Source organism: Lacrimispora amygdalina (genome assembly GCF_003432035.1).
GTDB lineage: Bacteria > Bacillota > Clostridia > Lachnospirales > Lachnospiraceae > Lacrimispora > Lacrimispora amygdalina.
The window spans coordinates 76291-101865 of record NZ_QOHO01000071.1 but is presented as its reverse complement, the minus strand read 5'-3'; the positions used below and the strand labels follow the sequence as shown (position 1 = coordinate 101865).

General features: G+C 40.9%; 25 protein-coding genes. 15 read left to right on the top strand and 10 right to left on the bottom strand.

Features of this window, described 5'->3' with window-relative positions:
• Positions 1 to 12 precede the first annotated feature (12 nt).
• Positions 13 to 252: a hypothetical protein gene (locus tag DS742_RS21130; protein ID WP_117418943.1), complete on the bottom strand. Its 240-nt coding sequence runs from the start codon at positions 250 to 252 to the stop codon at positions 13 to 15.
• 201 nt (positions 253 to 453) lie between these two features.
• Between DS742_RS21130 and DS742_RS21125 the strand changes: the two genes are divergently transcribed.
• Positions 454 to 1563 carry a phosphotransferase enzyme family protein gene (locus DS742_RS21125; RefSeq protein ID WP_117418942.1) on the top strand — a complete coding sequence of 370 codons (1110 nt, stop codon included), beginning with the start codon at positions 454 to 456 and terminating at the stop codon, positions 1561 to 1563.
• A gap of 174 nt (positions 1564 to 1737) precedes the next feature.
• Here the strand turns inward: DS742_RS21125 and DS742_RS21120 are convergent, their stop codons facing one another.
• Together DS742_RS21120 and DS742_RS29820 are read right to left on the bottom strand one after the other, a co-directional pair.
• The gene (locus tag DS742_RS21120) at positions 1738 to 3417 is read right to left on the bottom strand and encodes a pectate lyase family protein (RefSeq protein WP_117418941.1); all 1680 of its coding nucleotides are present in this window, start codon (positions 3415 to 3417) and stop codon (positions 1738 to 1740) included.
• A 32-nt stretch (positions 3418 to 3449) separates the two neighbouring features.
• A complete protein-coding gene (locus DS742_RS29820) occupies positions 3450 to 4292 on the bottom strand; it encodes a C40 family peptidase (RefSeq protein WP_117418940.1) in 843 nt (280 codons plus the stop codon).
• A 200-nt stretch (positions 4293 to 4492) separates the two neighbouring features.
• On the opposite strand from DS742_RS29820, the gene DS742_RS21110 reads away from it, so the two are divergent.
• Positions 4493 to 4891 carry a sigma-70 RNA polymerase sigma factor region 4 domain-containing protein gene (locus DS742_RS21110; RefSeq protein WP_117418939.1) on the top strand — a complete coding sequence of 133 codons (399 nt, stop codon included), beginning with the start codon at positions 4493 to 4495 and terminating at the stop codon, positions 4889 to 4891.
• Between the two features lie 98 nt (positions 4892 to 4989).
• On the opposite strand, the gene DS742_RS21105 is transcribed toward DS742_RS21110, so the two are convergent.
• Entirely contained in the window at positions 4990 to 5544 is a 555-nt protein-coding gene (locus DS742_RS21105) for a hypothetical protein (RefSeq protein WP_117418938.1), read from the bottom strand.
• 468 nt (positions 5545 to 6012) lie between these two features.
• Here DS742_RS21105 and DS742_RS21100 point away from each other — a divergent pair, with 468 nt between their 5' ends.
• On the top strand, positions 6013 to 8991 hold the full coding sequence (locus DS742_RS21100; RefSeq protein ID WP_117418937.1) for a glycoside hydrolase family 48 protein: 2979 nt from the start codon (positions 6013 to 6015) through the stop codon (positions 8989 to 8991).
• A 146-nt stretch (positions 8992 to 9137) separates the two neighbouring features.
• Here the strand turns inward: DS742_RS21100 and DS742_RS21095 are convergent, their stop codons facing one another.
• The 3 genes from DS742_RS21095 to DS742_RS21085 all read right to left on the bottom strand — a co-directional run bounded on the left by DS742_RS21095 (position 9138) and on the right by DS742_RS21085 (position 11581).
• The gene (locus DS742_RS21095) at positions 9138 to 10106 is read right to left on the bottom strand and encodes a helix-turn-helix transcriptional regulator (RefSeq protein WP_117418936.1); all 969 of its coding nucleotides are present in this window, start codon (positions 10104 to 10106) and stop codon (positions 9138 to 9140) included.
• 96 nt (positions 10107 to 10202) lie between these two features.
• On the bottom strand, positions 10203 to 10679 hold the full coding sequence (locus DS742_RS21090) for an SAM-dependent methyltransferase (RefSeq protein WP_117418935.1): 477 nt from the start codon (positions 10677 to 10679) through the stop codon (positions 10203 to 10205).
• Positions 10680 to 10765: 86 nt separating this feature from the next.
• Complete coding sequence (locus tag DS742_RS21085) at positions 10766 to 11581, bottom strand: MerR family transcriptional regulator (RefSeq protein ID WP_117418934.1); 816 nt, start codon at positions 11579 to 11581, stop codon at positions 10766 to 10768.
• A 140-nt stretch (positions 11582 to 11721) separates the two neighbouring features.
• On the opposite strand from DS742_RS21085, the gene DS742_RS21080 reads away from it, so the two are divergent.
• From DS742_RS21080 to DS742_RS21050, 7 genes are all read left to right on the top strand, one after another.
• Positions 11722 to 13128: a glycoside hydrolase family 1 protein gene (locus DS742_RS21080; RefSeq protein ID WP_117418933.1), complete on the top strand. Its 1407-nt coding sequence runs from the start codon at positions 11722 to 11724 to the stop codon at positions 13126 to 13128.
• 159 nt (positions 13129 to 13287) lie between these two features.
• Positions 13288 to 14421 carry a glycoside hydrolase family 88 protein gene (locus DS742_RS21075; RefSeq protein ID WP_170313539.1) on the top strand — a complete coding sequence of 378 codons (1134 nt, stop codon included), beginning with the start codon at positions 13288 to 13290 and terminating at the stop codon, positions 14419 to 14421.
• A 17-nt stretch (positions 14422 to 14438) separates the two neighbouring features.
• Complete coding sequence (locus tag DS742_RS21070) at positions 14439 to 15581, top strand: DUF2264 domain-containing protein (RefSeq protein ID WP_117418932.1); 1143 nt, start codon at positions 14439 to 14441, stop codon at positions 15579 to 15581.
• A 239-nt stretch (positions 15582 to 15820) separates the two neighbouring features.
• Positions 15821 to 16660 carry a PRD domain-containing protein gene (locus DS742_RS21065; protein ID WP_117418931.1) on the top strand — a complete coding sequence of 280 codons (840 nt, stop codon included), beginning with the start codon at positions 15821 to 15823 and terminating at the stop codon, positions 16658 to 16660.
• A 103-nt stretch (positions 16661 to 16763) separates the two neighbouring features.
• Positions 16764 to 18137: a PTS transporter subunit EIIC gene (locus DS742_RS21060; protein ID WP_117418930.1), complete on the top strand. Its 1374-nt coding sequence runs from the start codon at positions 16764 to 16766 to the stop codon at positions 18135 to 18137.
• A 50-nt stretch (positions 18138 to 18187) separates the two neighbouring features.
• Complete coding sequence (uidA, locus tag DS742_RS21055; protein ID WP_117418929.1) at positions 18188 to 19990, top strand: beta-glucuronidase; 1803 nt, start codon at positions 18188 to 18190, stop codon at positions 19988 to 19990.
• Positions 19991 to 20011: 21 nt separating this feature from the next.
• Positions 20012 to 20542 (top strand): PTS sugar transporter subunit IIA, encoded by a 531-nt coding sequence (locus tag DS742_RS21050; protein ID WP_117418928.1) that lies wholly within the window; start codon positions 20012 to 20014, stop codon positions 20540 to 20542.
• Between the two features lie 96 nt (positions 20543 to 20638).
• Here DS742_RS21050 and DS742_RS21045 read toward each other — a convergent pair whose 3' ends face one another.
• From DS742_RS21045 to DS742_RS21035, 3 genes are all read right to left on the bottom strand, one after another.
• The gene (locus DS742_RS21045; protein WP_117418927.1) at positions 20639 to 21016 is read right to left on the bottom strand and encodes a thioredoxin family protein; all 378 of its coding nucleotides are present in this window, start codon (positions 21014 to 21016) and stop codon (positions 20639 to 20641) included.
• Positions 21017 to 21042: 26 nt separating this feature from the next.
• Positions 21043 to 22056 (bottom strand): permease, encoded by a 1014-nt coding sequence (locus tag DS742_RS21040; RefSeq protein WP_117418926.1) that lies wholly within the window; start codon positions 22054 to 22056, stop codon positions 21043 to 21045.
• 95 nt (positions 22057 to 22151) lie between these two features.
• Positions 22152 to 22463, bottom strand: a complete 312-nt coding sequence (locus tag DS742_RS21035; protein WP_117418925.1) for an ArsR/SmtB family transcription factor — start codon at positions 22461 to 22463, stop codon at positions 22152 to 22154.
• Positions 22464 to 22608: 145 nt separating this feature from the next.
• Between DS742_RS21035 and DS742_RS21030 the strand changes: the two genes are divergently transcribed.
• The 5 genes from DS742_RS21030 (at position 22609) to arsB (ending at position 25554) form a co-directional block, all read left to right on the top strand.
• Positions 22609 to 23043, top strand: a complete 435-nt coding sequence (locus DS742_RS21030) for a MarR family winged helix-turn-helix transcriptional regulator (RefSeq protein ID WP_117418924.1) — start codon at positions 22609 to 22611, stop codon at positions 23041 to 23043.
• 39 nt (positions 23044 to 23082) lie between these two features.
• Positions 23083 to 23577 carry a GNAT family N-acetyltransferase gene (locus DS742_RS21025; protein ID WP_117418923.1) on the top strand — a complete coding sequence of 165 codons (495 nt, stop codon included), beginning with the start codon at positions 23083 to 23085 and terminating at the stop codon, positions 23575 to 23577.
• A 126-nt stretch (positions 23578 to 23703) separates the two neighbouring features.
• Entirely contained in the window at positions 23704 to 24027 is a 324-nt protein-coding gene (locus DS742_RS21020; protein WP_117418922.1) for an ArsR/SmtB family transcription factor, read from the top strand.
• Positions 24028 to 24127: 100 nt separating this feature from the next.
• A complete protein-coding gene (locus tag DS742_RS21015) occupies positions 24128 to 24475 on the top strand; it encodes an ArsR/SmtB family transcription factor (RefSeq protein WP_117418921.1) in 348 nt (115 codons plus the stop codon).
• Between the two features lie 11 nt (positions 24476 to 24486).
• A complete protein-coding gene (gene arsB, locus DS742_RS21010) occupies positions 24487 to 25554 on the top strand; it encodes an ACR3 family arsenite efflux transporter (protein WP_117418920.1) in 1068 nt (355 codons plus the stop codon).
• Positions 25555 to 25575 lie beyond the last annotated feature (21 nt).

Sequence of the window (25575 nt, the reverse complement as noted above, 5' to 3'; positions counted from 1 at the left end):
GCAGTTTTGTATTTATTTCCAGCCTGAAAGCCAGGTTTTATCATTTGCAATAGCGGTTACTACTTCTTCACCGGATTTGAAATTATCAAAAGTTCCGTTGTTGATTTCGTTTATCACTTTACCTAACAGGTTTTCATAATAAGCTTCCGGTGTGATCTCGGTTGTGGTCTGGTGGAAGTGCTGCTGGGATTCCATAGAGGCTATTCGTGCGTATTCATTTTTTACCTGTGCTATGAGTTTATCGCGATTCATATAATTTGCTCCTTTGCATAAAAAGTTGTTTTAATCCTTACTAATAATAGAATTATTATTTACACGCAAAGGGATATTATACAACAGCAGGCATTTTTGCATATCTTGACACTTCTTCCAAACACCACTATAATGGGACCAGATTAGACTGGTGGAGTGGAATAAATTGGAGCATGTATAAAATACTATCGGAGGGTTCGTATGACAAAAGAAGAAAAACTGAAACAAGTATGCAGTCAGTTTACCTTTAAAGGAATTTTTGATGAGGCAGAACCTTATGGAGACGGTCATATTAATGATACGTTCAAAGTAACTTATGTTGATGATGATAAAAAGCCAACGCAATATATTTTACAAAGGGTTAATCATCTGGTTTTTAAAAATACAGTTGGCTTAATGGAAAATATCGAACATGTCACTTCTTATCTAAGCAGCCGGATTACGAAAGAGCAGCAGGCAGAGGGGTATGAGATACTGACTTTAATAAAAACAAAAGGTGATAAAAGTTATTTCCAGGATGACGAAGGCAATTTCTGGAGAGCCTATGTTTTTGTGAAACATGCAACCGGTCATACCTTTGCAGAAGACGCAAATATGTTATACGAAGCAGGTAAAGCATTTGGCCAGTTTCAGCATTTGCTTAGTGAATACCCTGCGGAAAGCTTAATTGAGACAATTGAAGGCTTTCACAATACCATTTGGCGTTTCAAAAATCTGAAACATGCGGTTCATGAAGATCCTCTGCTAAGGGCTGACCAGTGCAGGGAAGAAATCCAGTTTGCACTGTCCAGAGAAGAAATAGCATCAACGCTGGTTCGTGGTTTGGAAAGCGGCGCGATTCCTCTTCGGGTTACTCATAATGACACGAAGATTAACAATGTCTTACTGGATGATACAACAGGAAAAGGCAGATGTGTAATCGACTTAGATACCGTGATGCCGGGAAGCGCATTATATGATTATGGAGATGCCATTCGTTCGTGTGGAAGTACAATTGCAGAAGACGGCGAGAATTTGGAAGATTTAAAAGTGAATTTCGAAAAGTATGAAGCATATACAAAAGGTTTCCTTGAAGCAATGGGACGAAATTTAACTCAACAGGAAATGAAATGGCTTCCTCTGGCTGCAATTATTATGACTTTGGAATGTGGTGTTCGTTTTTTGACTGATTATCTGGAAGGGGATAACTACTTTAAGATTCACAAAGAGAATCACAATCTGATTCGTGCCAGAAACCAATTTAAATTTGTTGATGAAATGGAAAAGCAGTTGGATGTAATGACAGAAATTATCAATAAATATTGGAGATAAAGGAGCAGCCGGTAAGATCACAGGATCCTGCCGGCCGTATGAGAAAATTATATTTTAAAGGATATTACCTGTAACAATTATTAATATACCCATTGGCTGTGTAGAAAAGTTGTGGAAATTGTGAATAGACTGTGAATCAGGTGTAAAATTGCGTGTCTGTATAAATCGGGAGGGTTAGTTTCCTCCTACTGATATAAGTTCTGTTGCATAACTTCTTAGTTTAGACATTAGTGCTGCATTTACATCATAAGAAGCATCATCGGCTGCGTTATCAAATTTCCAGGTAAAGTCACCCTGGTTTAAACGCCCGGCACCAGTTGTAACAATTTGTTCAACATGATTCACGCTATCGATATCAGCGGGGCTGGCACCAATGTCTTTTCTGGTGTCAAAATTGTTATAAGCAGTACCTCCTGCTAAGGTTTTATAAGAATTTGGAACGGTTTCGTTTCTTGCAGATGCTAAATAAGCGTCAAAGGACACCCCGTCTTTCTTGGTTGTTCCTTCATTGGAGTTTGCATAAATCAGGCTGGAGGCATTTTCTGTTATATTATCAAAAGCTTTGATCATACCGCCATTTTCTCCGGAAAACGTACCTTCACCTAAAGCATCCGTACCTTGTAAGGAACTCATCATAGGGTATTTGCAATGTCTGAAATAGTTTGCTTCCACAAATGCAGAACTTCCTTTTGTAACACCAACTCCGTATTTTGCATTTCCATCAAAGAAATTATTGTAAATATGTACGGAGGCGGTCCTGATTCTCGGATGGCGGGAATCGGAATGATCGTACCAGTTATGATGATAGGTTACGAAAAATTCCGCAGTATCTTTCATTCCGCAAAGAGAACATTTTCCGGAATCCCAGAAATGATTGTAGGAAAGGGTCACATAAGTGGAACCGCCCTTAACATCGGCTGAACCATCTCCTTTCGCCTGATCAGCATCGGATCCTGCACTTCCGTAAAAGATATCATTATTATGAACCCAAATATTACAGTTAGCCGTATCAAGTGAAATTCCGTCGTCAGGGAACAGCATAACACCTAAGTTCCTGATTTCTAGGTTTCCGCAATTTCTGATTAAGAATCCCCAGCCATAAGCGGTTGCATCATCGCCAATGCCTTCTAACGTCATATTCATTTCTTTGTAGGAAGTTTTTCCTTTTACCTCAAGGTATCCGTTGCTGTTAAGCTCTAAAGCCATGCTGCTGTCTGTTATTTGTCCGATAAAACGGATTGCAAGCGGAGTTGTGTCATATCCCTTCTGACGTAACTTTAAAATTTCACCAATACCGGTACCTGTTTGCTTTTTACCGGAACTGTTTACTATAACATCAAGTGTTACGGTTTTTGCTGTATCAGAAGTTATATAAATCACCTGTGCATGATCTTTTAGTATTCCATTTTCCCTGTATGCGCCAGATCCGGATTTATACTCAGAATCACCGGAAAAAGCAAATCCGGTTCTGTCGTTAGCATTCACGGTGATAGTACCGGAAACAATGCTTTCTTTCGTGTTACCGGGGAGTATAGCTTCTGCTTTCATGACATATTGGCCGGCTGCAAGACCTACCGCATCAGCTCTCCAATAAGTGGGATACTTTCTTATTAATTCATTATCAATCTGCTCATAAAAAGAATCGTCCGCTGCCGCTGGTTTAATATACACTTTGTAGGAGACCGCATTGCTGACAGGTTTCCATTTGATATAAGCACTTTCAAACCAGCCTCCGCTCTCTGTCAGCGAAATACCTGCTGCAGAAGCCGGCAGTATATAATTACCTGATACCATCGTCAGCATCAAAGTAAATAACAGTAGTTTTGTAATAATCATTTTGCATTTATCTTTCATATTCCTTCTCCTCTTTTATAGTCCGGTGAGCACTAATTATAGAGTGCATACATCGTATCGGCACCTGCAATACCATCCGCAGTTAATCCTTTGCCGGACTGAAATTTCTTTACAGCTGATGTTGTACCGGAACCAAAGATTCCATCTACTCCATTGGGGTTAAATCCCCGGCAATAGAGCATTCCCTGCAGGAGATGAACCGCATTTCCCTGGCTGCCGGATTTTAAGGTTTTTACAGCAGCCTTTGAGCCTGCACCGAAAATGCCGTCGGCAGTTACTCCAAGGACTCTTTGATAAGCTTTCGTAGCAGCCTTCTTCGTATTTGCTCCATAAATGCCATCCGGGGTTAAGCCGGCGGAATAGTTGTTATTAAGCCAGGTTTGAAAGCTCCTGATGGTGCTGTCTCCGGTTGGTCCGCTGCCGCCGCCTGTATACCGGAGAACATAAGTCCATGGACTGTTATAGTAAGAGCGGGTACAAATTTCATTTCCGGTCTGATCACCGGTTTTTCCTCCTGTGCTGGTTTCCTTTTCATTCTGGCTGGCATGTACAATTCGGCTGCCTCCGATAAACATGGCAGTATGTCCGTGATTCCCGGTTCTTAGCAGTACATCACCATATTCTAATCCTTTGCCGGAACTGAGTGTGACCTGAGAGGTGACGTCAGAAAACCCGCAGTTAAGAAAGGGGCCGTACATTGTACCGGTAGCTCCGGCTCCGTTGCTTTTAACGGGTACACCTGCATTTTCCCATGCTGTGATAACAGCGGAAGAACAATCGTAATCAGGTCCCCATCTGTGTGTCTGGTCATAACCATGTGCATCGTCGTTAGCCAGATTAATCATCCATTGTGTGGCAATTTCAATTTTCCCCATTTTAAAAACCTCCTGTTGAAATGATTTTAGTTACAGAAAATCGGATCCGCGTTTTCTATAACTCAATGCTACAGCCAGTGGGGAATGCAATACAATGAAATGGTTTTAAAGTACAGCACAGAGGTTAAAATAATTTGTGGTTTACAAAGTGCTGCCATTCGCCTTTTTCCTTAGTAAATACCTTTAAGGAGGATTCGTTTATGAATGGCGGAATCGAAAAAAAAGAGCAGAAAAAAGCTTTTTTACAATCATATCAGACACTCAGTTTTTCGATAAAAACTTTGGGAAATTTGCTGGTCAGTCTTCAGGAGGAACAAAATCAAGTGCTTTCTGTTATGCAGGGAGATACGGACACAGACTCAGGTATGGAAATGAAGGATGTATTCTCATCTTTAAGAAAGCAGCTGGGGGAAAAGAATCAGATATGTAAGATAATCGTTAAGAATGTGAGCCGCATGGACTCGGAAATAGAAAAAAATATACTTCTGTTAAAATATATCTCCGGATATACATGGGAAGAAATCAGTGAAATGACCAACTATAGTTTAAGACAGGTCTATAATATACATAATCTTGCACTGAAACATTTTACCATGTGATAAGTATGGGAATGACTGATTGTTACAAACTGCGAAAGAAAAGGGAGGCAGTAAGGTACCGGTTCTTTTCCGCCTCCTTATTCCTTTCAGAAATGTATTTATCCTGCTTCGTGTCCGGGAATACTGTTGTTAATATAATTATTTCCTTCTAATTTAGGAAAGCCGGTGACCTTCATATCGCGGATGATGGGATAAAGATCCTGATCATGAGGGAATTCAAAATGTAAGGTTTGGTCCTTCCCAATATATGCAGCTTCGGTACCGTCTCCAGTGAAATAAGCGGTACTGGTTGGGAAAATAATTGTACTTTCATCGGTTGCCATAACCGTTTCAGATATTGAAAAATCAAAAGAAGTATCAGTAATATTACTGATCATGATTTCACAATATACAAACGGGGATTCCGCCGCTGGAATATCCACATATTTGTATACACCTTCATCAAAATAAGTTCCTTCATATAACTGGACATTTGCTTTGACATGATCAGATTCGGTATCTGTTGGTGCTTCATTCGTTGGAACAGCTTCGCTGGAGGTATTTTCTACTGTAGTTTCTATGCGCTGGGTCATTCGGTCAGCTCCCTTCGCACAGCCGCTTAACAGGAAGCCTGCGGATAGACAGATGCATACTAAAACAATTCTCTTTTTCATACCTTTCACCTCATATAATTAATTGCCAGGCTTTAATGCCATTTAATATATTATATTTTACCATGAAACGGAAATTGTTTCAAATAACCAACAGCGAATTTGTGCCAGTGGGCAGGCAGTACAAGCAATAATCAGCAGTGGTCTATTGTAACGCCTTGATTGTAAGACGTTAAGCAACGATTAGAAGAAGGGGAACTTCTCTATGACTTTTCCGTATTTTAGAGATTGTCATAGAAAAGTTCCCTTTCCTTTGCAGCTTTCTAAAGACATAACGATTTTATTTTTAGGTTTACATTTTAGATTAAAATTTCTTTATAAAAGTTAGAAGCAATTCAATTTTTCAATTAATTCAGATAGTTGGTAATCCACCTGCAATAAATGGGGGAAAGGAGAGGCGAGAGATATTTTACAGGTAAGGAACCGGCTGATGAACTGATTGTTAGATTAAAAATATTAGGAGGTTATCGTATGATAAGAAAAGAGTTATTTAAACGTAATTCAGTTACATCGGATAAACCAAACCAGGCAGCCAATAATACTGCAAAAAGCGCAGATGAATATCAAAAAAGATTTATGGAACTTTGGGGAGACATTAAGGATCCGAAAAATGGGTATTTCAGTAACAAGGGCATTCCATATCATTCTGTTGAGACTTTGATTGTAGAAGCTCCGGATTATGGACATGTAACTACAAGTGAAGCTTTCAGCTATTATATGTGGCTGGAAGCCATGTATGGAAAATTCACAGGAGATTTCAGCGGTTTCAAAACAGCCTGGGATAAAGCAGAAGCCTACATGATTCCAACGGAAAAAGACCAGCCCGAATCCAGCATGAGGAAATATACGGCTGACAAGCCTGCTACTTATGCCCCGGAATGGGAATTGCCCAGCTTATATCCTGCCCAGCTGAATTTTGGTGCAGCTGTTGGATCTGACCCTATTAACAGTGATCTGGCCACTGCCTACGGCAGCAATACCATGTATGGAATGCATTGGTTATTAGATGTAGATAACTGGTACGGCTTTGGAAGCAGAGGTGACGGTGTATCAACACCATCTTATATCAATACGTTCCAGAGAGGTGAGCAGGAGTCTACCTGGGAGACCATACCTCAGCCATGCTGGGAAACAATGAAATACGGCGGCAGGAATGGATATCTTGATCTGTTCACTGGAGACAGCAGTTATTCAAAGCAGTTTAAATATACCGATGCACCCGATGCAGACGCCCGTGCAATCCAGGCTGCTTACTGGGCTGATAAATGGGCTGAAGAATATGGTGTTGACCTTGGAACCTATAATTCCAAAGCCAGCAAAATGGGTGATTATTTAAGATATGCCATGTTTGATAAATACTTCCGTAAAATCGGTTCTCCGGCAGCTGCTGGTACCGGGTATGATGCAGCTCATTATCTGTTGTCCTGGTATTATGCATGGGGCGGCGGAGTAGGTTCCGACTGGGCATGGAAAATTGGAGACAGCCATAACCACTTTGGATATCAGAACCCCATGGCAGCCTGGATATTATCGGAAGTTGAGGATTTTAAACCTCTGTCCCCAAAAGGAGCCAGTGACTGGAAGTTAAGCCTTAACAGACAGCTGGAATTTTATCAGTGGCTGCAGACTTCGGAAGGTGCGATTGCAGGCGGAGCAAGTAACTCCCATAAAGGCCGTTATGAAGAATGGCCGGCAGGTACGTCAACCTTTTATGGAATGGGATATGTAGAAAATCCAGTCTATGCAGATCCTGGAAGCAACACCTGGTTTGGTTTTCAGGCATGGTCCATGCAGCGTGTAGCTGAATATTATTACAAAACGAAGGATGACAGAGCAAAAGCTATTTTGGATAAATGGGCAGGCTGGATTAAATCAGTGGTACAGCTGAATGAAGACGGAACCTTTGCTATTCCAAACGGTCTTGACTGGTCCGGACAGCCTGATACCTGGACAGGTACTTATACAGGTAATAAGAACCTGCATGTAATTGTTACCAGCTATGGCACAGACCTTGGTGTTACAGGTTCTCTTGCAAACACCTTATTGTTTTACAGCAAGGCATCTGGTGATGATGAATCAAGAGTACTGGCAAAGGAATTATTGGATCGTATGTGGAATCTGTACAGAGATGATAAGGGCCTTTCAACGCCAGAATCAAGAGCAGATTACAAAAGGTTCTTTGACCAGGAAGTCTACGTACCAGCAGGCTGGACGGGGAAAATGCCAAATGGCGATGTGATTAAATCCGGTGTTAAATTTTTAGACATTCGTTCTAAATATAAAGATGATCCGGATTATGAGAAAGTTCTTACTGCTTATAACAATGATACTGATCCGGTATTTCACTACCACCGTTTCTGGGCACAGTGCGATATCGCCATTGCAAATGGTGTATATTCCCTGCTGTTTGGAGAAGGCGGTGAACCAGTAACCAACTCTGCTATCAACCCTGTAGCTGCAGTTTTTGATAAGAATATTACTGAACAAACAGATATAACAGTAGAGCTTATCTTAAATGGTAATACGTTTACCGGTATTAATGACGGAAGTACTTATTTAACGGAAGGTACAGATTATACCTTATCCGACAGTACGGTTATTTTGTCTAAAGACTATTTAGCAAGTCAGGATATCGGCAAGTTAAAGCTTGTTTTTGATTTCAATAAGGGAGTTGATCCTGTACTGACAGTAACGGTCACTGATTCCACACCAAGCGGTTCTGTTACACCTTCTGCAGCTACCTTTGATAAGAACCCTGCAAAACAGGCAGATATTACAGCCGTCTTAACTATGGCAGGACATAAACGAAAAGGTATCAGGCTGGATAGCAGAGAGTTAGTTGAAGGCGTGGATTATACCATATCTGGTAGTTCCATTACTTTCTTAAAAACTAAGCTGGCTGGACTTAATACAGGTACCTACAATGTAGTATTTGATTTAAGTGCAGGAACAGATCCTGTAATGGTTCTGACTGTAGTAGATACTTCCATTGCGAAAGGAAGCATTAAGATACAGATGTATAATGGAACCACATCAGCGCAGAACGTTTCTCTCAGTCCGAAATTCAAGATTTATAATAACGGCACAACCAGTGTAAAACTTTCTGATGTCAAAATTAGATATTATTACACTATAAATGGAGAAATGGATCAAAACTTCTGGTGTGACTGGTCTTCAGTTGGCAGCAGTAACATTACCGGAACCTTTGTTAAATTGCCTGCTGCAAAGAAGGATGCCGACTACTGCCTGGAAATCGGTTTTACATCTGAAGCCGGTAATCTGGCGGACGGAGAGTATGCTGAGATTCAGGTAAGAGTGACTAAAAGCAACTGGACGAATTTTACTCAGACAGATGACTATTCCTTTGAGGGTTCAGCAATGAGCTACGTGGATTGGCCAAAGGTTACAGGGTATATATCTAACAGCCTGAAATGGGGAATTGAACCTTAAGTGATGTCATAACAGATGAAAGCACATAATGATTAAAGGGTGGGCGGGTGTAAAATAACTGAGTATCAGTCATTTTGCACCTGCCCCCTTTCTTACAGGAGTGGGTTTAAAAACTCATAGTTGTGAACAACCGTGCAGAACTAAACTCATAATTTACGCACTGGTCTGACATATTTCCAGAATCGCTCGGGATTGTGATAAAAGTAAAGAATTCTGCCGGGAGAAGTATCAAAGCAGTAGCCGGTATCCGCAAAATCAAAGTCCGCCATTGCCTTTTCGATTTTTTCTTCCACACTTCGGTTTTCCTGTTCATAATCAAATGGCCCGTGTTCAAATGTAATATACTCTGCTTCAGGGACATCAATCAGAAGCATTTGGGGCGGTACTTCGCCTTTGTAATCAACAGGAAGACGTACACCATAACACTCTGTGCGGGGAATGCCCCAATCGCAGAGCCGTCCGTCAGGGTCATTCATATAAGCCATAATCTGACCGCTGCCGCTGTTTGATTCAGTTCCGCCTTCGTCATCCAGTTTGCCCTTAATACTATCCAGTAAGCCGCAGATGGTGTCGCAGTCCTGTCCTGGAATCAGGCTTTGTTTCTGCCAAAAATCCCAATATCCATTACTTTCGTAGTTTTTAATGTGCAGAAATTTGTGTGCTGGAATGGTAACAAAATAAATCTTTACATTATTTTCCGATTTTATCATGCCAATCTCTCCAAATCCTAAAAAGTAGCGGTCAAAAGGAGTTATTTTAGTACGAAGAACTACAGGTTTGGGCTTTTTCCGGTATTCACTTGGAGTTACACCATAGGAATTTTTAAAAGCTCTGGTAAAGGCTTCATGTGATGAAAAACCATAATCAAAAGCAATATCCAAAAAACTTTTCTCACTGTCACGGACCTCTTTTAACGCAAAGGCTAACCTTCTAAGCCGCAAATATTCTCTAAACTGCATACCTGATATTTCTTTGAATTTTCTGGTCGTATGAAATTCAGAATAACCAAGCTTACGGGAAAGAAAGCGCAGTGTCAGTGATTCATCATGATACTGTCTGATCGATTCATCAATTTCATCAACAATTAGCTGAATTTGTTTGTGCCATTCGTACATTTAATATTCACCTCGTTTCAATCGCTCTAAAAGAATTATAACGGATAAGAAATCAGAATTCTTGATTTTACTTGCTGAAAAACTTATAAGCGTCCCCTAAAAATTGAATACTTCTTCCCATGCAAAACAGGCGGATTCTTCTGTACTTTTAGGCCAATGGCTGCACCATGCAGGTACACCAGGAGTTTCTACTCTGTCAAAGCTTGGTGTATAGGGTTTAATGTCAATTACTGGGGTATTATCGTTAGCGTCGATAAATGCAATTTGAATCATCCCTTTTACATAATCAATATGGATCACATCTACTGTGGTCAAAGCAATCGGATTAGGACGCAGCGGTGATCTTGTGGCAAAAACCCCTATTACTTGGGGAGCACCCTGATAGGGCTGCTCTTCCTGAAGCGTTGAGCGGGATTGATCATCATCAAAATCGCTGAACCACCAGAAGATATTAATGTTGCTGAATCCTTCCAATGCTTGCAGCGCTGGAATATAGTGTTCATTTACCTCAATAAACGTGCCGTCTTCGTTGTTATGAACCGTTCCAATTGGTTTTACTGTAAAATTACTCATGTGTTTTTCCTCCATTTTCTTGGTTTCAAGCAGAGCATAACCCCTCACACCATGTGAGAGTCAAGTGGATAAAAAGAAGAATGGGGCTATTTAATTTCTAATGGTATCTGAATCTCTATCAGATATTTTTCAGGACTGCTTTCATTCCACGGCCCGCGGTGTACGATTTGTCTGGTTGGGGCGGACATTTCATATTGACTGTTTTCTTGCAGCCATTGTGCAAATGCAAGGTAAGCGCCAGCAATATTTGAAAAGGCTCCGTATACCATTGTGCAAGCCATCATTGGTACTGGCTCAACGTTTCTAAACGTAAAGCCATCTATGTTTTTTCCTGGTTTTTTTACAGGTGCGCATAACTCAACGTCTACATCTTTTTCCCTGTATTCGGTATCATAGTAGATTGAAAAAGTACTTTTTGATAATTGTATTTGATGTTCAGCTGCAAAACCGGATAACTCCTGCCATAAACCACCCTCTGCATAATAATCAGGTATTGTGCGGCGTAAGGAAAGAACCGGATAACCTGGAATGGATTTAATTGAAATGTTATAATGCATTTCGCTTTTTTTGTTTAACAGTTCCCTTTTTGCAAGTTCTATTTTATTTAATTTCTCCTGTTCAGCCAGGATTGCCTGTTCCACCTCCAGCTGTTTCCTGTCAAGCTGCGACACAAGAGAATAGTCGTCCTTGATGCTTAGAGCTGCGGCAATTTCTGAGACAGTAAAACCGCTGTCACGAAGATAGATGATTTTGTTTAGAACCGGTATTTGCTCCACAGAATACATACGATATCCCGTCCAAGGGTCGATTTCGGCAGGTTTTAGAAGCCCTGCCTCATCATAATATCGGAGCATACGAATTGTTATTTGCGTCAGCTTTGAAAATTCACCTATCTGGAACATTAATTTATCCCCCTTTTGGATTTCCACTTTTATTATAAGCATAGTTTAACGATACTTCAATTTTTTTAGAGTTGTTTATTTCTTAAAAATCTGTTATTATAGTCGACATCTCTGTAAAAGAAAAGGAGGATAACTGCTATATGAAATTTCCAGATGGATTCCTATGGGGAGGAGCAGTGGCTGCAAACCAGTGTGAAGGAGCATATAACGAGGATGGAAAGGGGTTAAGTACTCAGGATGTGACCCCACGTGGTATTAAAGGACCGGTAACAAAAGAACCGACTCCAGATAATATGAAGCTGGTAGGAATTGATTTTTACCATCGATACAAGGACGATATCAAGCTGTTTGCGGAAATGGGTTTTAAAGTGTTCCGTACTTCAATTGCCTGGAGCCGGATATTTCCAAATGGGGATGATAAAGAACCCAATGAAAAGGGACTTCAGTTTTACGATGATTTGTTTGATGAGCTGCTGAAACATGGAATTGAACCTCTGGTAACGATTTCTCATTATGAGACACCTTTAAACTTGTCCGTTAAGTATGATGGCTGGATAAACCGGGATTTGATCAGCTTTTATGAACGGTATGTCAGAACTATTTTTAAGCGCTTCGGTGGAAAGGTAAAATACTGGCTGACATTTAACGAGATAAACTCCGTGCTGCATGAACCATTTTTAAGCGGGGGAATCTATACGGATAAGAACAGGTTAAAGAAACAGGATCTTTATCAGGCCATTCACCATGAACTGGTGGCCAGTGCTCTGGCTACGAAAATCGGACATGAGATGATGCCCGGCTGCAAAATCGGCTGTATGATCTTAAGCATGCCAATATATGCCCTGACCTCTAATCCGGATGATGTAATTGCAGTCATGAAATCAGATCATATGAATACATTTTTTGGAGATATGCATGTCAGAGGCCGGTATCCTGGTTATATGAAACGGTATTTCAGGGAAAATAATATTCAGATTCAGATGGAAGATGGCGATGAAGAGCTGTTAAAGAATCATACTGTGGATTTCGTATCATTCAGCTACTACATGAGTATTTGTGAAGCCGCCGACCATTCCGCGGCACAGGCAGGGGAAGGAAATCTCATGGGAGGTGTAGCAAACCCTTATCTAAAACAAAGTGAATGGGGCTGGGCGATCGATCCCCAGGGACTTCGCTACGTGCTCAATCAGTTTTATGACCGGTGGCAGAAACCTCTGTTTATTGTGGAAAACGGATTGGGAGCAGTCGATGAGCTTGTAACACAGCCGGATGGAACAAAGACAGTCCTTGATGATTACCGGATTAATTATTTAAGAGATCATTTAATTCAGGTAGGAGAAGCCATAGAAGACGGAGTTCCGGTTATGGGCTATACCAGCTGGGGGTGCATCGATGTAGTCAGTGCTTCCACTGCGGAATTAAAGAAACGGTATGGCTTTATCTACGTTGACCGGAATGATGACGGAACTGGCACATTAAACAGATATAAGAAAAAATCCTTTGACTGGTACAAAAAAGTGATCGCAACCAATGGGGAAAGCCTGTAAAAGTTCAAAAATAGTAGTTGATTACTTTGACACTCCTGTGATATGCTTTAGATAATTCACAGGAGTGTTACTATTAAATTAGGCAAGTCTGCATCTGTTTTTTTGGTGCATACTTGTTTTTTTGTTTTAAAAAGGATTGAGTGAAAGAAAGGGGTACATATGAAATTATCAGTGAACCAGGAATTGTGGGTGGATGAAATTCTGGAAAAGATTAAATCAAAAATGAGTCTGGTAGCAGAACGCAATCAGAACAAGATACCATATACGGCGGAAAACGGAGTTTTCAATGATTATTCCCATGAGAAAATTTACTGGTGGACCAATGGTTTCTGGCCTGGAATCATGTGGCAGATGTATCATGTTACCGGAAATAATCTGTATAAAGATATTGCAGTTAAAACAGAGCAGAAGATGGATCAGAATTTTCTGATGCCGGCAAAGCTGGATCACGATAATGGGTTTAAATGGCTTCCCTCGGCAGTGGCCGATTACCGTATTACAGGAAGCCAGGAGTCTCGAAACAGAGGACTTCTGGCGGCAGAACTTCTGGCGGGACGTTACAATCCTGCCGGACATTTCCTTCGTGCATGGAATGAATGGGGAGGAGAAAAACACCTTGGCTGGGCAATTATTGACTGCATGATGAATCTGCCGCTGTTATACTGGGCCTGGAAAGAAACCGAAGATCCCAGATTCCGCCATATAGCGGTTAACCATGCGGATATGGCACAGACCTGTTTTGTAAGGCCCGATGGTTCCGTTAACCATATTGTTGAATTTAATCCGGAAACCGGAGAAATGATAAAATCACATGGAGGTCAGGGATACGAAGACGGATCTTCCTGGACAAGAGGACAGGCATGGGGAATTTATGGGTTTGTTTTAAGCTACAGGCATACACAAAAAGAATCTTACCTGAATACTGCTAAGGTCATTGCAAATTATTTTATTGCCAATATCCCAAATAGCAGCTTAATCCCTGTGGATTTCGCCCAGCCACAGACCTGCGTCTGGGAAGATTCTACGGCGGCAGCCTGTTCTGCCTGCGCAATGATTGAGCTTTCCAAATATGTCAAAGAATCAGAGAAGCAGGTTTACCTTAATCCAGCCATTCGTCTATTAAAGGCACTGGCTGAGAACCGTTGTAACTGGAATCCTGACATCGATAATCTTCTGGAGAACTGTTCTGCGGCTTATCATGATACGAGACACAATTTCCCAATGATTTATGCTGATTATTATTTTATAGAGGCTATTTTGAAACTGGCCGATAAAGATTTATTTATCTGGTAAAAGAAAGGAATCATTTTATGTCGATGAAGACCGAGGTAAGATCATACTGGCTCAATACAATGCTTAAAATTGCTCTTCCGGTACTTGAAAATCTGGCAAATGACAATTTAAAGGAGCGCTTGCCAAATACAAATCCCAGCTGCCATAAAAATGCATTGCTGGAGGCATTTGGGCGTACCGCTTATGGGATCAGCCCATGGCTGGAACTGGAAGGCCTCACCGGAGAAGAAAAAAAGATGCAGGAATCCTGTCGGAAGCTTTTTCATAAGGCACTGGCCAACGCAACCGATCCGAAAGCGAAAGACTATATGATATTCGGAGGAGATGAGGATGAAAGACAACCGCTGGTGGATGCGGCGTTTTTATGCAGTGCCCTGGTAAGAGCACAAAACAGTCTTGTCTGCAATATGGATGGGAAAACAAAGGAGCAGCTGATCCGCTGCCTGATGATGACCAGAAGGATCCAGCCATTAGATAATAACTGGGTCTTATTCAGCGCCATGGTGGAAACAGGTCTTTATCTTCTGGGAGGAGATTATGATAAGAACCGGATCCGTAACTATGTCTGCAAGATGCTTGGCTGGTATAAAGGGGACGGATTTTACGGAGATGGAGAAATATTTCATTTTGATTATTATAACAGCTTTGTCATACAGCCGATGCTGCTGGATATTATGAATTGTTTTAAAGATATGGAACAGGAGATGCTGCCTGCTGTCTGGCAGCGTTCAAGGCGGTATGCAGCAATTTTGGAGAGAATGATTTCTCCGGAGGGGACATATCCGATTGTAGGACGTTCCGTATGCTACCGGTTTGGCGCATTTCAGACTTTATCGCAGATGGCCCTGTACCACAGTCTTCCAGAGGAACTTACGCCTGCTCAGGTGCGCTGTGCCCTGACTGCAGTGATCAAACGGATCATGGAGGGACCTTGCATTTTTGATGAAAACGGCTGGTTGATAACCGGTTTCTGCGGCTATCAGCCGGATTTGGGAGAGCGTTATATCAATACTGGCAGTTTGTATCTATGTACTACTGTATTTATGGCTTTAGGTCTTTTGCAGGAGGATCCGTTCTGGTCAGATGAGGATCAGCCGTGGACCTCACAAAAATTATACTCCGGTCAAAATATGGCTGCAGATAAAGCCATTAAGTTATAAAAAATATTAGAAACAAACGGTTAAAAACAGTAAAAGTGTACAAAATATATGAATCAATATTGGTCAAAATACCGATTGCCTTTGCTGCACTCCTGTGATAAGCTTTACGTAGTTTACAGGAGTGTTACTATTAAATTAGGCAAGTCTGCATCTGTTTTATTTGGTGCACGCTTGTTTTTTTTGCTTTTAATCCATCTGTAGCGTTATGTTTTTTACACATTGAGATCGAGGAAACTTTTATGAAAATGGTTATTAAGCAGATATTAAATACAAATGCTGTGATATCAAACGATGAAAATGGACAGGATGTCCTGCTGCTTGGAAGCGGACTTGGATTTAAAAGCCGTATCGGTGATGCCATCGATCAGGAGCGGGTTGAAAAGCAGTTTATTCTGAAGGATAAAAACCATAAAAGTCAGTTCCGGGAAATACTTGACACAGTGCCCCAGGAATATATCATGGTTGCAGAGGATGTCATTGATTTTGCAGTCCAGGTCTTTGATATGACTCTCAATGAAACCATTCATATTTCCCTGGTCGATCATATTTATCATGCCGTAGAAAATTTTCAGCAGGGGCTAGTTGTACCGAATTCTATACTTCATGATATCATACGGTTTTATCCGGACGAATATAAGGTTGGACAAAAGATGCTTGATTTGATCGAGTCAAGATTCGGGTACCGGTTATCCAATGATGAAGCTGGATTTGTAGCCATGCATTTTGTAACAGCCCGGCATAATCAGATAAGCGGAAATGCAAAAAAGATGATTGTCATGGTGAGCGAACTCAATGATCTGATTATGTCAGAACTGAATTTTCAGGTGAAGGAAGATTCCCTTCCCTATTACCGGTATATGACCCATTTGAAGTTCTTTGCCCAGCGTGTCATGAAAAAGTATTATTATAAAGAGCATGGCGGGGCGCGTATGTTAGAAGAACTGCTTAGGAACTACCCCGATGAATATCGTTGCAGCCAGAAAGTATGTCAATACATTGAAGATAAATATCATTACAAAGCAGGACACGATGAATTAGTTTATCTGGCAGTTCATCTGTCACAATTGAAAAACAGTTAGATTTTGGCAGTGTTATGATTCAGTTCAGCAAAGCCTGGTTATTCTCTTGATTATGGGGGATAACCAGGCTTTTTTGATAAAAAATTATTAGGGAGGTATCAAAATGGCGGATTATTCAAAATTAGCCAAAGATATTGTAGAACATGTTGGCGGGGAAGAAAATATAAACTCCCTGACCCATTGTATCACACGGCTTCGTTTTAAGTTAAAAGACGAAAGCAAGGCAGATACGGAAACACTGAAAAATATGCAGGGTGTTATTAAGGTAATGCAGGCTGGCGGCCAGTATCAGGTTGTAATCGGAAGTGATGTGGAAGATGTGTATGACCAGATTTTACTGAGTACTTCCATTGGGGAGAAAAATCAGAGTGAACCAGCGGAAGCAGGCAATTTGGCATCAGAAAACAAAAAGAACAGTTTTATGGAGAAGATGACAGATCTTATTTCCGGCATATTTATGCCCTTTATGGGAGCATTTGCCGGTGCAGGACTTTTAAAGGGTTTTCTGGTATTATTCACAACCCTGTCCCTGCTTGATAAAACTTCTACCACTTATACCATACTTTATGCTGCATCAGACGGTATTTTTTATTTCCTGCCTGTTTTTCTGGCATATTGCGCAGCACAGAAATTTGGCGCAAAGCCGTTTATTTCGATGGCAATCGCCTGCGCTATGTGTTATCCTTCCATGACGGCGCTGTTCGGTAATAAGGAAGTTGCTGTTACATTTTTCTCAATTCCTGTAAAACTGATCAGCTATCCCAGTTCTGTACTGCCGATTCTCTTAACCGTTTATGCGCAGTCGAAACTGGAAAAAGGGTTGATGAAAGTAATTCCTAAGATTATTCAGAGTATTGTTATTCCGGTGGTGGATTTTGCTGTTGTTTTCCCTGTCGCTTTGATCGTGATCGGACCGGTTACTGATATTGTGAGCAAAGGTATTGCCGGAGGAATTCAGGCAGTATTTACTTTCTCTCCAGCAGTTGCAGGATTTGCTATGGGCGCTTTATGGCCGCTGTTTATCGTGTTTGGTTTGCACTGGGGATTTGTACCTATTATTATGAATAACTATTCCGTATTAGGATATGATTACATCTCACCAACTACATTTGGCGCTAACTTTGGTATTGCAGCAGCATGTTTGGCAGTATTCTTAAAAACAAGAAATAAAGATATGAAGTTAGTATCCGGCTCTGCTTCCGTCTCAGCTCTGATTGGTGGAATAACAGAGCCAGGTATCTACGGTGTTTTAATGAAAAACCGTAAAATATTCATTGGAATGTGTATCATTAACGGGGTCAGCGGTATTATTGCAGCAGTTACAGGATGCATCCGTACAGCACAGGTTCCAGTCAACCTTTTAACGATTCCAGCCCTTTTTGCTATGGCAGGTCCGGCTATCGTTGTATCAATCACATTTTCTTTTGTGGTAGTATTTTTATTAACTTATTTCTTTCTCTATAAAGATGAAGTATAATAAAGAATGGTGAATTATGGCAGCATAAAAAGATAACAGGAGAGTGAACGATGCTGAATTTTTCAGAATTATACCCATGCAGCAATCAGGCCAGAATGGCGCAGCTGTTGGATGGTATGTGGAAATTCCGGTTTGATCCGGAAGAAAAAGGACTTCAGGAGGGCTGGCAGCATAAGCTGCCAGACCCAATCTCCATGCCGGTTCCCGCCAGTTTTTCGGATTTTTTTACTACAAAAGAGGAACGGGATTACTGCGGTGATTTCTGGTATGAGACGGAAGTATTTGTACCACGGGAATGGGAGAAACAGGAGGTGGAGATCCGTTTTGGAAGCATTACCCACCGTGCAGGCGTTTATTGCAATGGTAGTCTGACAACTACCCATGAGGGCGGATTTTTGCCGGTGATTGCCAGAGTGACGGATCATGTAAAATTTGGTGAGGTAAATACATTTATCGTAAAGGCCAACAACGAATTAAATGAAGAGAGTCTTCCCTGCGGAGCCACTGCAGTGCTCAGTGACGGAAGAAAACTGGCCAGGCCTTATTTTGATTTTTTCAACTATTCCGGAATCCAGAGAAGCGTATGGCTTGTCTCAAAACCCATTGAATCCATCGAAGATTACAGTGTGGAATATGAATTAAACGGAGAAGATGCGGTTGTTCATTATGAGATCAGGACAAATGGTAATCATGAGGTTTCCTTTGAATTATTTGATGAAGAAAAACAGCAGGTGGCTAAATGCACGGGCAAGCAGGGAAGTGTGATTATTCCCAAAGCCCATTTATGGAACGTAGGAAAAGCCTATCTGTATCAGGCTGTCATGCGCATCTGGAATGGGGAAACGCTGATTGACGAGTATTCCTCTAAAATCGGTATCCGCACTGTAAAGATAGAAGGAAAAGAAATTCAGATTAACGGCAAAGCTGTTTATCTGAAAGGATTCGGAAAACATGAAGATTTTGAAGTAATTGGAAGAGGCTTTAACTGGGGGGTATTAAAGAGAGACTTTGAATGCATGAAATGGATCGGTGCAAATTGCTTCCGGACCAGCCATTATCCTTATGCAGAAGAGTGGTATCAGTTTGCAGATGAAGAAGGCTTTTTGATCATTGATGAGGTTCCTGCAGTGGGAATGATGAGATCCACCAGAAACTTTGCAGATGCAGGTACAGGTAAGTTTACAAGATTCTTTGAAACACCTACCGTACCTAATTTGTTAAAGGCCCATCTTCAGGCAGTGGAAGAGATGATTGTAAGAGATAAAAACCATCCCAGTGTAATTGCATGGAGTCTGTTTAATGAACCGGAAACTACCAGTGAACAGTCGAAAGATTATTTTACAACGGTTTTTGATGCTGCAAGGGCTTTGGATCCCCAGAAACGTCCGATGACAGGAGCATTTGAAAAGAATAGTCAGCCGGAAATCTGCCAGTGCTACCAGCTTTGTGATTTTATCTGTTTAAACCGGTATTACGGGTGGTATATTAAAGGAGGTCCGGAGCTTGTTGATGCAAGGGAAGCCTTCCTGATTGAGATGAATAAGTGGAAAGATAAAAATTTGAATATTCCGTTTGTATTTACTGAGTTTGGTACGGATACCCTGGCAGCAGAGCATAAACTGCCAAGTATTATGTGGAGCCAGGAGTATCAGAACGAATATCTGGATATGAATTTTGAAATATTTGACCAGTTTGATTTTATACAGGGTGAACTGGTTTGGAATTTTGCTGATTTCCAGACTACAGAGGGAATCATGCGTGTAAATGGAAACAAAAAGGGAATTTTCAATCGTGCCAGGCAGCCAAAAAGTGCTGCTTTTGTATTAAAAAAACGGTGGGAATCATTGGACTAAACATATAAAGGACTGAATAGAATGGGATTTTTAGATAATATATTTGGTAATAAAGAGAAAAAGGAATTAGAGACACCTGCTGTAAAGAGTATTACCTGTGAGCCGAAAACAATTTACAGCCCTTTAAAGGGAACCGTAGTACCGCTTTCTAAGGTAAGTGATCCGGTATTTGCTGAAGAAGTTATGGGACCGGGTGTGGGAATTAATCCGGAAGAAGGAAAGTTATATGCTCCGGTGGATGGAGAAATTGCATCCGTATTTCCTACCGGACATGCAATTGGAATGACAACCGGGGATGGAATGGAAGTTTTACTTCATATCGGTATAGATACCGTACAGCTGGAAGGTGATGGCTTTCACGCGTTAGTAAAGCAGGGAGATCATGTGAAGGCAGGGGAGCTGCTGGTAGAATTCGATTGTGTTAAGATTAAAGAAAAGGGCTATCAGACTACCACTATGGTACTGGTACCCAATGCAGCTATATTAGGCACGATGAGTCAGCCTCATACAGGTCCGGTTGAACCTCTGGACCGGTTATTTGATTTTCAGTAATCACTTTCAGGGGAGTGATAACGATATAGATCATGCATAATAAAGAAAAAATCGCGGGCAGCTTTCCAGTATCGAAGCTGCCCGCGATTTTTTCTTTTATAATGAAGTCTCTCTTATATTTTTCAGGATATTAACAACTTCTTCCTTTTTTAGTACTTTACCAAAGGAAACCACCTTACCGTCTACCACAAGGGCCGGTGTGGACATAACCCCGTATGCAGCAATCTGTGTGAAATCTGTCACATGATCAATGGTACTCTCCATACCCAGTTCTTTCAGTGCTTCCCGGGTTGCTGCTTCCAGCTGGTTGCATTTTGCGCAGCCTGAGCCAAGCACCTTGACTGAAGCGCCGTTTATCTTCGTTTCATCATTGTCAGCCATTGTGTCGCTGCAGCTGCAGCTGCCCTCACAGCAGACTCCGGAGTTTATTTCCTTTTCCTCCTCTTTTTTCTTACCAAACCCAAACAATGCCATAATTTTATCCTCCTACAAATTTTTATTTACATAAGAAAACTTTGAAAAACATTAAACAGGTAACCAATGATAATGATGCCTATGGTGCAGATTGCCACGAAAATACCAAGCAGTCTGGGCTTGACGGCTTTACGCAGCATGATAATGGAGGGAAGACTTAAAGTCGTGACCGCCATCATAAAGGAGAGGACGGTACCCAGCTGTGCCCCCTTATAAAGAAGTGCCTCTGCAACCGGTATTGTTCCGAAAATATCCGCATACATGGGAACGCCCAGCAAAGCGGCCAGTATTACACCAAACGGGTTGCGGCTGCCCAGCACCATCTCAATCCAGTTTTCAGGAATCCAGTTGTGAATGATTGCTCCAATACCTACACCGATTAAAATATAGGGCAATACCTTCCTGAAGGTAGCTGCCACCTGATCCCGTGCGTAAATCATACGGTCTTTTCTGGTCAGGCTGGGCGAATCAATATCCACTCTGCCGGCTGACCGGATAAAATCCTCCACATAGCTGTCCATGTGCAGTTTTTCAATCAGAGTTCCTCCCAATACTGCAAGGATCAGTCCGATGATCACGTAGACAAGCGCCACCTTTGTTCCAAAGATGCTCATCAGCAGCACAAGGGAACCAAGGTCCACCATGGGAGAGGAAATAAGGAAAGAAAAAGTCACGCCCAGGGGCAGGCCTGCACTGGTGAAGCCAATAAACAGCGGAATGGAAGAACAGGAGCAGAACGGTGTCACAGTGCCAAGCAGTGCTGCCATAATGTTTGCCCATACACCATGAAAACGGCTCATAATTTTCTTGCTGCGTTCAGGGGGAAAGTAGCTTTGTATGTATGAAATGATGAAAATCAGCACACAGAGCAGCACGGTGATTTTCAAAACATCATAGATAAAAAACTGTATACTGCCGCCAATCTGCCCGGAAATGTCAATGCCAAGGGCCAAAAGCAGTCTGCCAATGAAATCATTGAGCCATTTCATACCAAGTACCTGGTTTTGAAAAAACAGCCACATTGTTTGAAGGGGGTTCATTAGAAAAGTACCTCTCTTTCTTAATCAGATATTCATATCAAAAAAAATTGATGCTTCGCGTTAAATAAGAGCCATCTCTCATCTGATGGCTGTTATCAATTACTACGGCCGCTAACCTCTGCAGCCGGATTGGTAGTGGTTATTGCTTTTAAAAGGAGCATGGCATCTCTGCTTCCCTGTTCACTGATTTTATAATGTGTCCATTTCCCTTCCTGTCTGCTTTCCACAATTCCGGAATCACATAAAATCTTCATGTGATAGGACAGGGCGGACTGACCAATATCCATCTGATCAATCAAAACACAGGCGCATTTTTCACCGCTTCGCAGCAGTTCTAAAATCATAAGCCGTTTTTCATCACAAAAAGCTTTGAATACTTTCGCGTTTTTTTCAGAACTGAGTTCCATATTTTTACCTCACATCAAAATAATTTGATGTAACATAGTATATGCTTTTAAATAAAAAAAGTCAATACAATATAGAATAAAATAACAAAAATAATTGTTGCAAAATACAACAGTTGCATGATAATATATTTTTTGAGGTGATGATATGATAAATCAGGACAGTAAAGTCTTGCGTGAATTAATCCGTATACTGGTCAGGGATTTAGGAATTCTTGAAAAAAGCGATGCTTCCTGTTGCGGCGTTAGTTTAACACAGTGCCATGCGATTGTTGAAATCGGCCGTAAAGGAAAGATTTCATTAGTTGATCTGTCCCGCTTATTGGGACTGGATAAAAGTACAATGAGCCGGACGATCAATAATCTGGTGGAATCGGATTACGTTATACGAAAATCAGATATGGAAAACAGGCGTTATATAATTATTCAATTAACGGAAAGAGGCAGAATCGTTTTTCAGAATATTGAAGAGAGTATGGATAAGTATTATAAAGGTATCTTCAATGCAATACCAGAGAATAAAAGAAGTCAGGTACTTGAGAGCTTACAGCTTCTTAAAGATGCGGTGGAATTGAGCAATTGAGCAGTATAGGTTGAGGCATATTGTTAGGAGGAAAAAATCATGGAATACAGAATTGATGAAATGACAGCATCGGACTGGCCGCAGGCTGCAGATATTTATATGGAGGGTATTGAAACTAAAATTGCTACGTTTCAAAGCGAGGCACCAGACTGGGAAGATTGGGATAAAGGTCACTGTAAGAACTGCCGGCTGGTAGTCAGAAGCGGTGATAAGATATTGGGCTGGGCAGCTTTATCTCCGGTTTACGGGCGGTGCGTTTATTCAGGAGTAGCAGAAGTAAGCATCTATATCAGTAAGCAAAATCAGGGCCAGAAAGTTGGTACAGCACTTTTGGAAGAGTTAATCAGGCGGTCCGAAGAAAATGGATACTGGACTTTACAGTCTGGAATTATCAGAGAGAATTCCGCCAGCTTAAACCTGCATAAAAAATGTGGATTCAGGGAGATTGGGTATAGAGAAAGGTTAGGTAAAATGGATAACGGTAAGTGGCATGATGTAGTATTGGTTGAGCGGAGAAGTAAAGTAACTGGCTAGTATTTTACAAAAGATAACCCTAAAGTTTACACAAAGCATATTGACAAATATCAATATGCTTTTATAATAAAGATATAGATAAATATCTATGCATTAACAGAAGTATATGGAATGGAGAGAAACAAAATGGATCTGCATACAGACTATGCTCCGGTGTTTAAAGCATTAGGCGACGCTACAAGACTAAAAATCATAGAGATGTTATCCTGCGGTGAACTTTGCGCATGTGATATACTGGAATGTTTTGACATTACACAGCCCACATTATCTTACCATATGAAGATATTGACAGAATGCGGGCTGGTGATTAGCCGCAAAGAAGGATCCTGGATGTATTACAGTAATAATACACAGTTAATTGAACTTATAAAAAATTACTGGAGTAACATGACTACAGAACAGGAAAATTGTATCTGCAAATCCCTTAAAACAGATAAACAATGCAATTAAGCATGGCTGATAACGCGTATTTTTTGGAACATATAATTATCCGGCGCATAAAATATGCATATATGCTCATATAAGTATTTAAAGAGGAAGGGGTGAAATTGTGGTTGATATTTTTAAAGCACTGTCTGAAGAGAGCAGGCTGCGAATCCTGACTTTGCTGATGGAAAGAGAAATGTGTGTCTGTGAGATAGAAGTTTGTCTGAATATGACACAGTCAAACGCTTCCAGGCATCTGACTGTACTTAAAAACTGTGGAATTTTATATTGTTATAAGAAGGCGCAATGGGCATATTTTGGCATAAGCGATAGTTTTAAAAAGGAACATAAAGACTTATGGGAGTATCTGCAGCAAAAGATTGTTGAATTACCTACCTATGAGACAGATCATGAACAATGCGAAAAGTATAAAAACGTTGATGTTTGTGCAAATTCAAAAATAACACATTAAGGAGAGTCGAAATGAATAAAGAGAAATCAGCAGAAATTGGTTTTTTTCAGAGATACTTAACCATATGGGTGGCATTATGCATGATCACAGGAGTATTGATCGGTAAATTTCTGCCGGCAGTGCCTGGGTTTTTTAATCAGTTTGAATATGCTAATGTTTCAATTCCTACGGCAGTATTAATCTGGATTATGATTTACCCTATGATGATGAAGGTGGATTTTGAAAGTATAAAGCATGTAGGAAAAAATCCAAAAGGATTGTATGTAACGTGGGTTACCAACTGGCTGATTAAGCCGTTCACTATGTTTGGAATCGCTTCGTTCTTTTTCTATGTCGTATTTAAAGGGTTGATTCCAGCAGATTTGGGAAAAGAATATTTAGCAGGTGCCGTTTTATTAGGAGCAGCACCCTGTACTGCGATGGTTTTTGTATGGAGCCAGCTGACGAAAGGAAACCCGGCCTATACAGTCGTACAGGTAGCAACCAATGATTTAATTATTCTGATTGCTTTTGTACCTATTGTCAAATTTTTACTGGGAGTGAGTAAGGTATCCGTTCCCTGGGATACTCTGGTTTTATCCGTTGTTTTATTTGTTGTGGTACCTTTAACTGCAGGAGTGCTGACAAGAATGTATGTCAGTCAGAAAAAAGGAAGAGAATATTTTGAAAACCAGTTTCTGCCTAAGTTTGATCATGCAACAATTGCCGGATTGTTATTGATGCTTGTACTTTTATTTTCCTTCCAGGGTGATGTTATTTTAAATAATCCTCTGCACATAGTACTGATAGCAGTGCCGCTGACCATACAGACATTTTTAATTTTTTTCATTGCGTATCTGGCAGCAAAGGCGTTTAAGCTACCTCATAATATAGCAGCTCCGGCAGGTATGATAGGCGCTTCTAATTTCTTTGAACTTGCAGTTGCGGTTGCGATTGCCCTGTTCGGAATGGATTCTCCGGCAGCTCTGGCTACTGTAGTAGGCGTTTTGACTGAGGTACCGATTATGCTGATACTTGTTAAGATAGCAAATAAGACAGCTCATTGGTTTCCTTCCGGTATTAATGCAAATACAAAATAAATGATTCAGGAAAGGAAGTAT

Coding starts and splice junctions, on each gene's coding strand:
- DS742_RS21130 (WP_117418943.1), bottom strand. CDS start 252: ATGAATCGCGATAAACTCATAGCACAGGTAAAAAATGAATACGCACGA.
- DS742_RS21125 (WP_117418942.1), top strand. CDS start 454: ATGACAAAAGAAGAAAAACTGAAACAAGTATGCAGTCAGTTTACCTTT.
- DS742_RS21120 (WP_117418941.1), bottom strand. CDS start 3,417: ATGAAAGATAAATGCAAAATGATTATTACAAAACTACTGTTATTTACT.
- DS742_RS29820 (WP_117418940.1), bottom strand. CDS start 4,292: ATGGGGAAAATTGAAATTGCCACACAATGGATGATTAATCTGGCTAAC.
- DS742_RS21110 (WP_117418939.1), top strand. CDS start 4,493: ATGAATGGCGGAATCGAAAAAAAAGAGCAGAAAAAAGCTTTTTTACAA.
- DS742_RS21105 (WP_117418938.1), bottom strand. CDS start 5,544: ATGAAAAAGAGAATTGTTTTAGTATGCATCTGTCTATCCGCAGGCTTC.
- DS742_RS21100 (WP_117418937.1), top strand. CDS start 6,013: ATGATAAGAAAAGAGTTATTTAAACGTAATTCAGTTACATCGGATAAA.
- DS742_RS21095 (WP_117418936.1), bottom strand. CDS start 10,106: ATGTACGAATGGCACAAACAAATTCAGCTAATTGTTGATGAAATTGAT.
- DS742_RS21090 (WP_117418935.1), bottom strand. CDS start 10,679: ATGAGTAATTTTACAGTAAAACCAATTGGAACGGTTCATAACAACGAA.
- DS742_RS21085 (WP_117418934.1), bottom strand. CDS start 11,581: ATGTTCCAGATAGGTGAATTTTCAAAGCTGACGCAAATAACAATTCGT.
- DS742_RS21080 (WP_117418933.1), top strand. CDS start 11,722: ATGAAATTTCCAGATGGATTCCTATGGGGAGGAGCAGTGGCTGCAAAC.
- DS742_RS21075 (WP_170313539.1), top strand. CDS start 13,288: ATGAAATTATCAGTGAACCAGGAATTGTGGGTGGATGAAATTCTGGAA.
- DS742_RS21070 (WP_117418932.1), top strand. CDS start 14,439: ATGTCGATGAAGACCGAGGTAAGATCATACTGGCTCAATACAATGCTT.
- DS742_RS21065 (WP_117418931.1), top strand. CDS start 15,821: ATGAAAATGGTTATTAAGCAGATATTAAATACAAATGCTGTGATATCA.
- DS742_RS21060 (WP_117418930.1), top strand. CDS start 16,764: ATGGCGGATTATTCAAAATTAGCCAAAGATATTGTAGAACATGTTGGC.
- uidA (WP_117418929.1), top strand. CDS start 18,188: ATGCTGAATTTTTCAGAATTATACCCATGCAGCAATCAGGCCAGAATG.
- DS742_RS21050 (WP_117418928.1), top strand. CDS start 20,012: ATGGGATTTTTAGATAATATATTTGGTAATAAAGAGAAAAAGGAATTA.
- DS742_RS21045 (WP_117418927.1), bottom strand. CDS start 21,016: ATGGCATTGTTTGGGTTTGGTAAGAAAAAAGAGGAGGAAAAGGAAATA.
- DS742_RS21040 (WP_117418926.1), bottom strand. CDS start 22,056: ATGAACCCCCTTCAAACAATGTGGCTGTTTTTTCAAAACCAGGTACTT.
- DS742_RS21035 (WP_117418925.1), bottom strand. CDS start 22,463: ATGGAACTCAGTTCTGAAAAAAACGCGAAAGTATTCAAAGCTTTTTGT.
- DS742_RS21030 (WP_117418924.1), top strand. CDS start 22,609: ATGATAAATCAGGACAGTAAAGTCTTGCGTGAATTAATCCGTATACTG.
- DS742_RS21025 (WP_117418923.1), top strand. CDS start 23,083: ATGGAATACAGAATTGATGAAATGACAGCATCGGACTGGCCGCAGGCT.
- DS742_RS21020 (WP_117418922.1), top strand. CDS start 23,704: ATGGATCTGCATACAGACTATGCTCCGGTGTTTAAAGCATTAGGCGAC.
- arsB (WP_117418920.1), top strand. CDS start 24,487: ATGAATAAAGAGAAATCAGCAGAAATTGGTTTTTTTCAGAGATACTTA.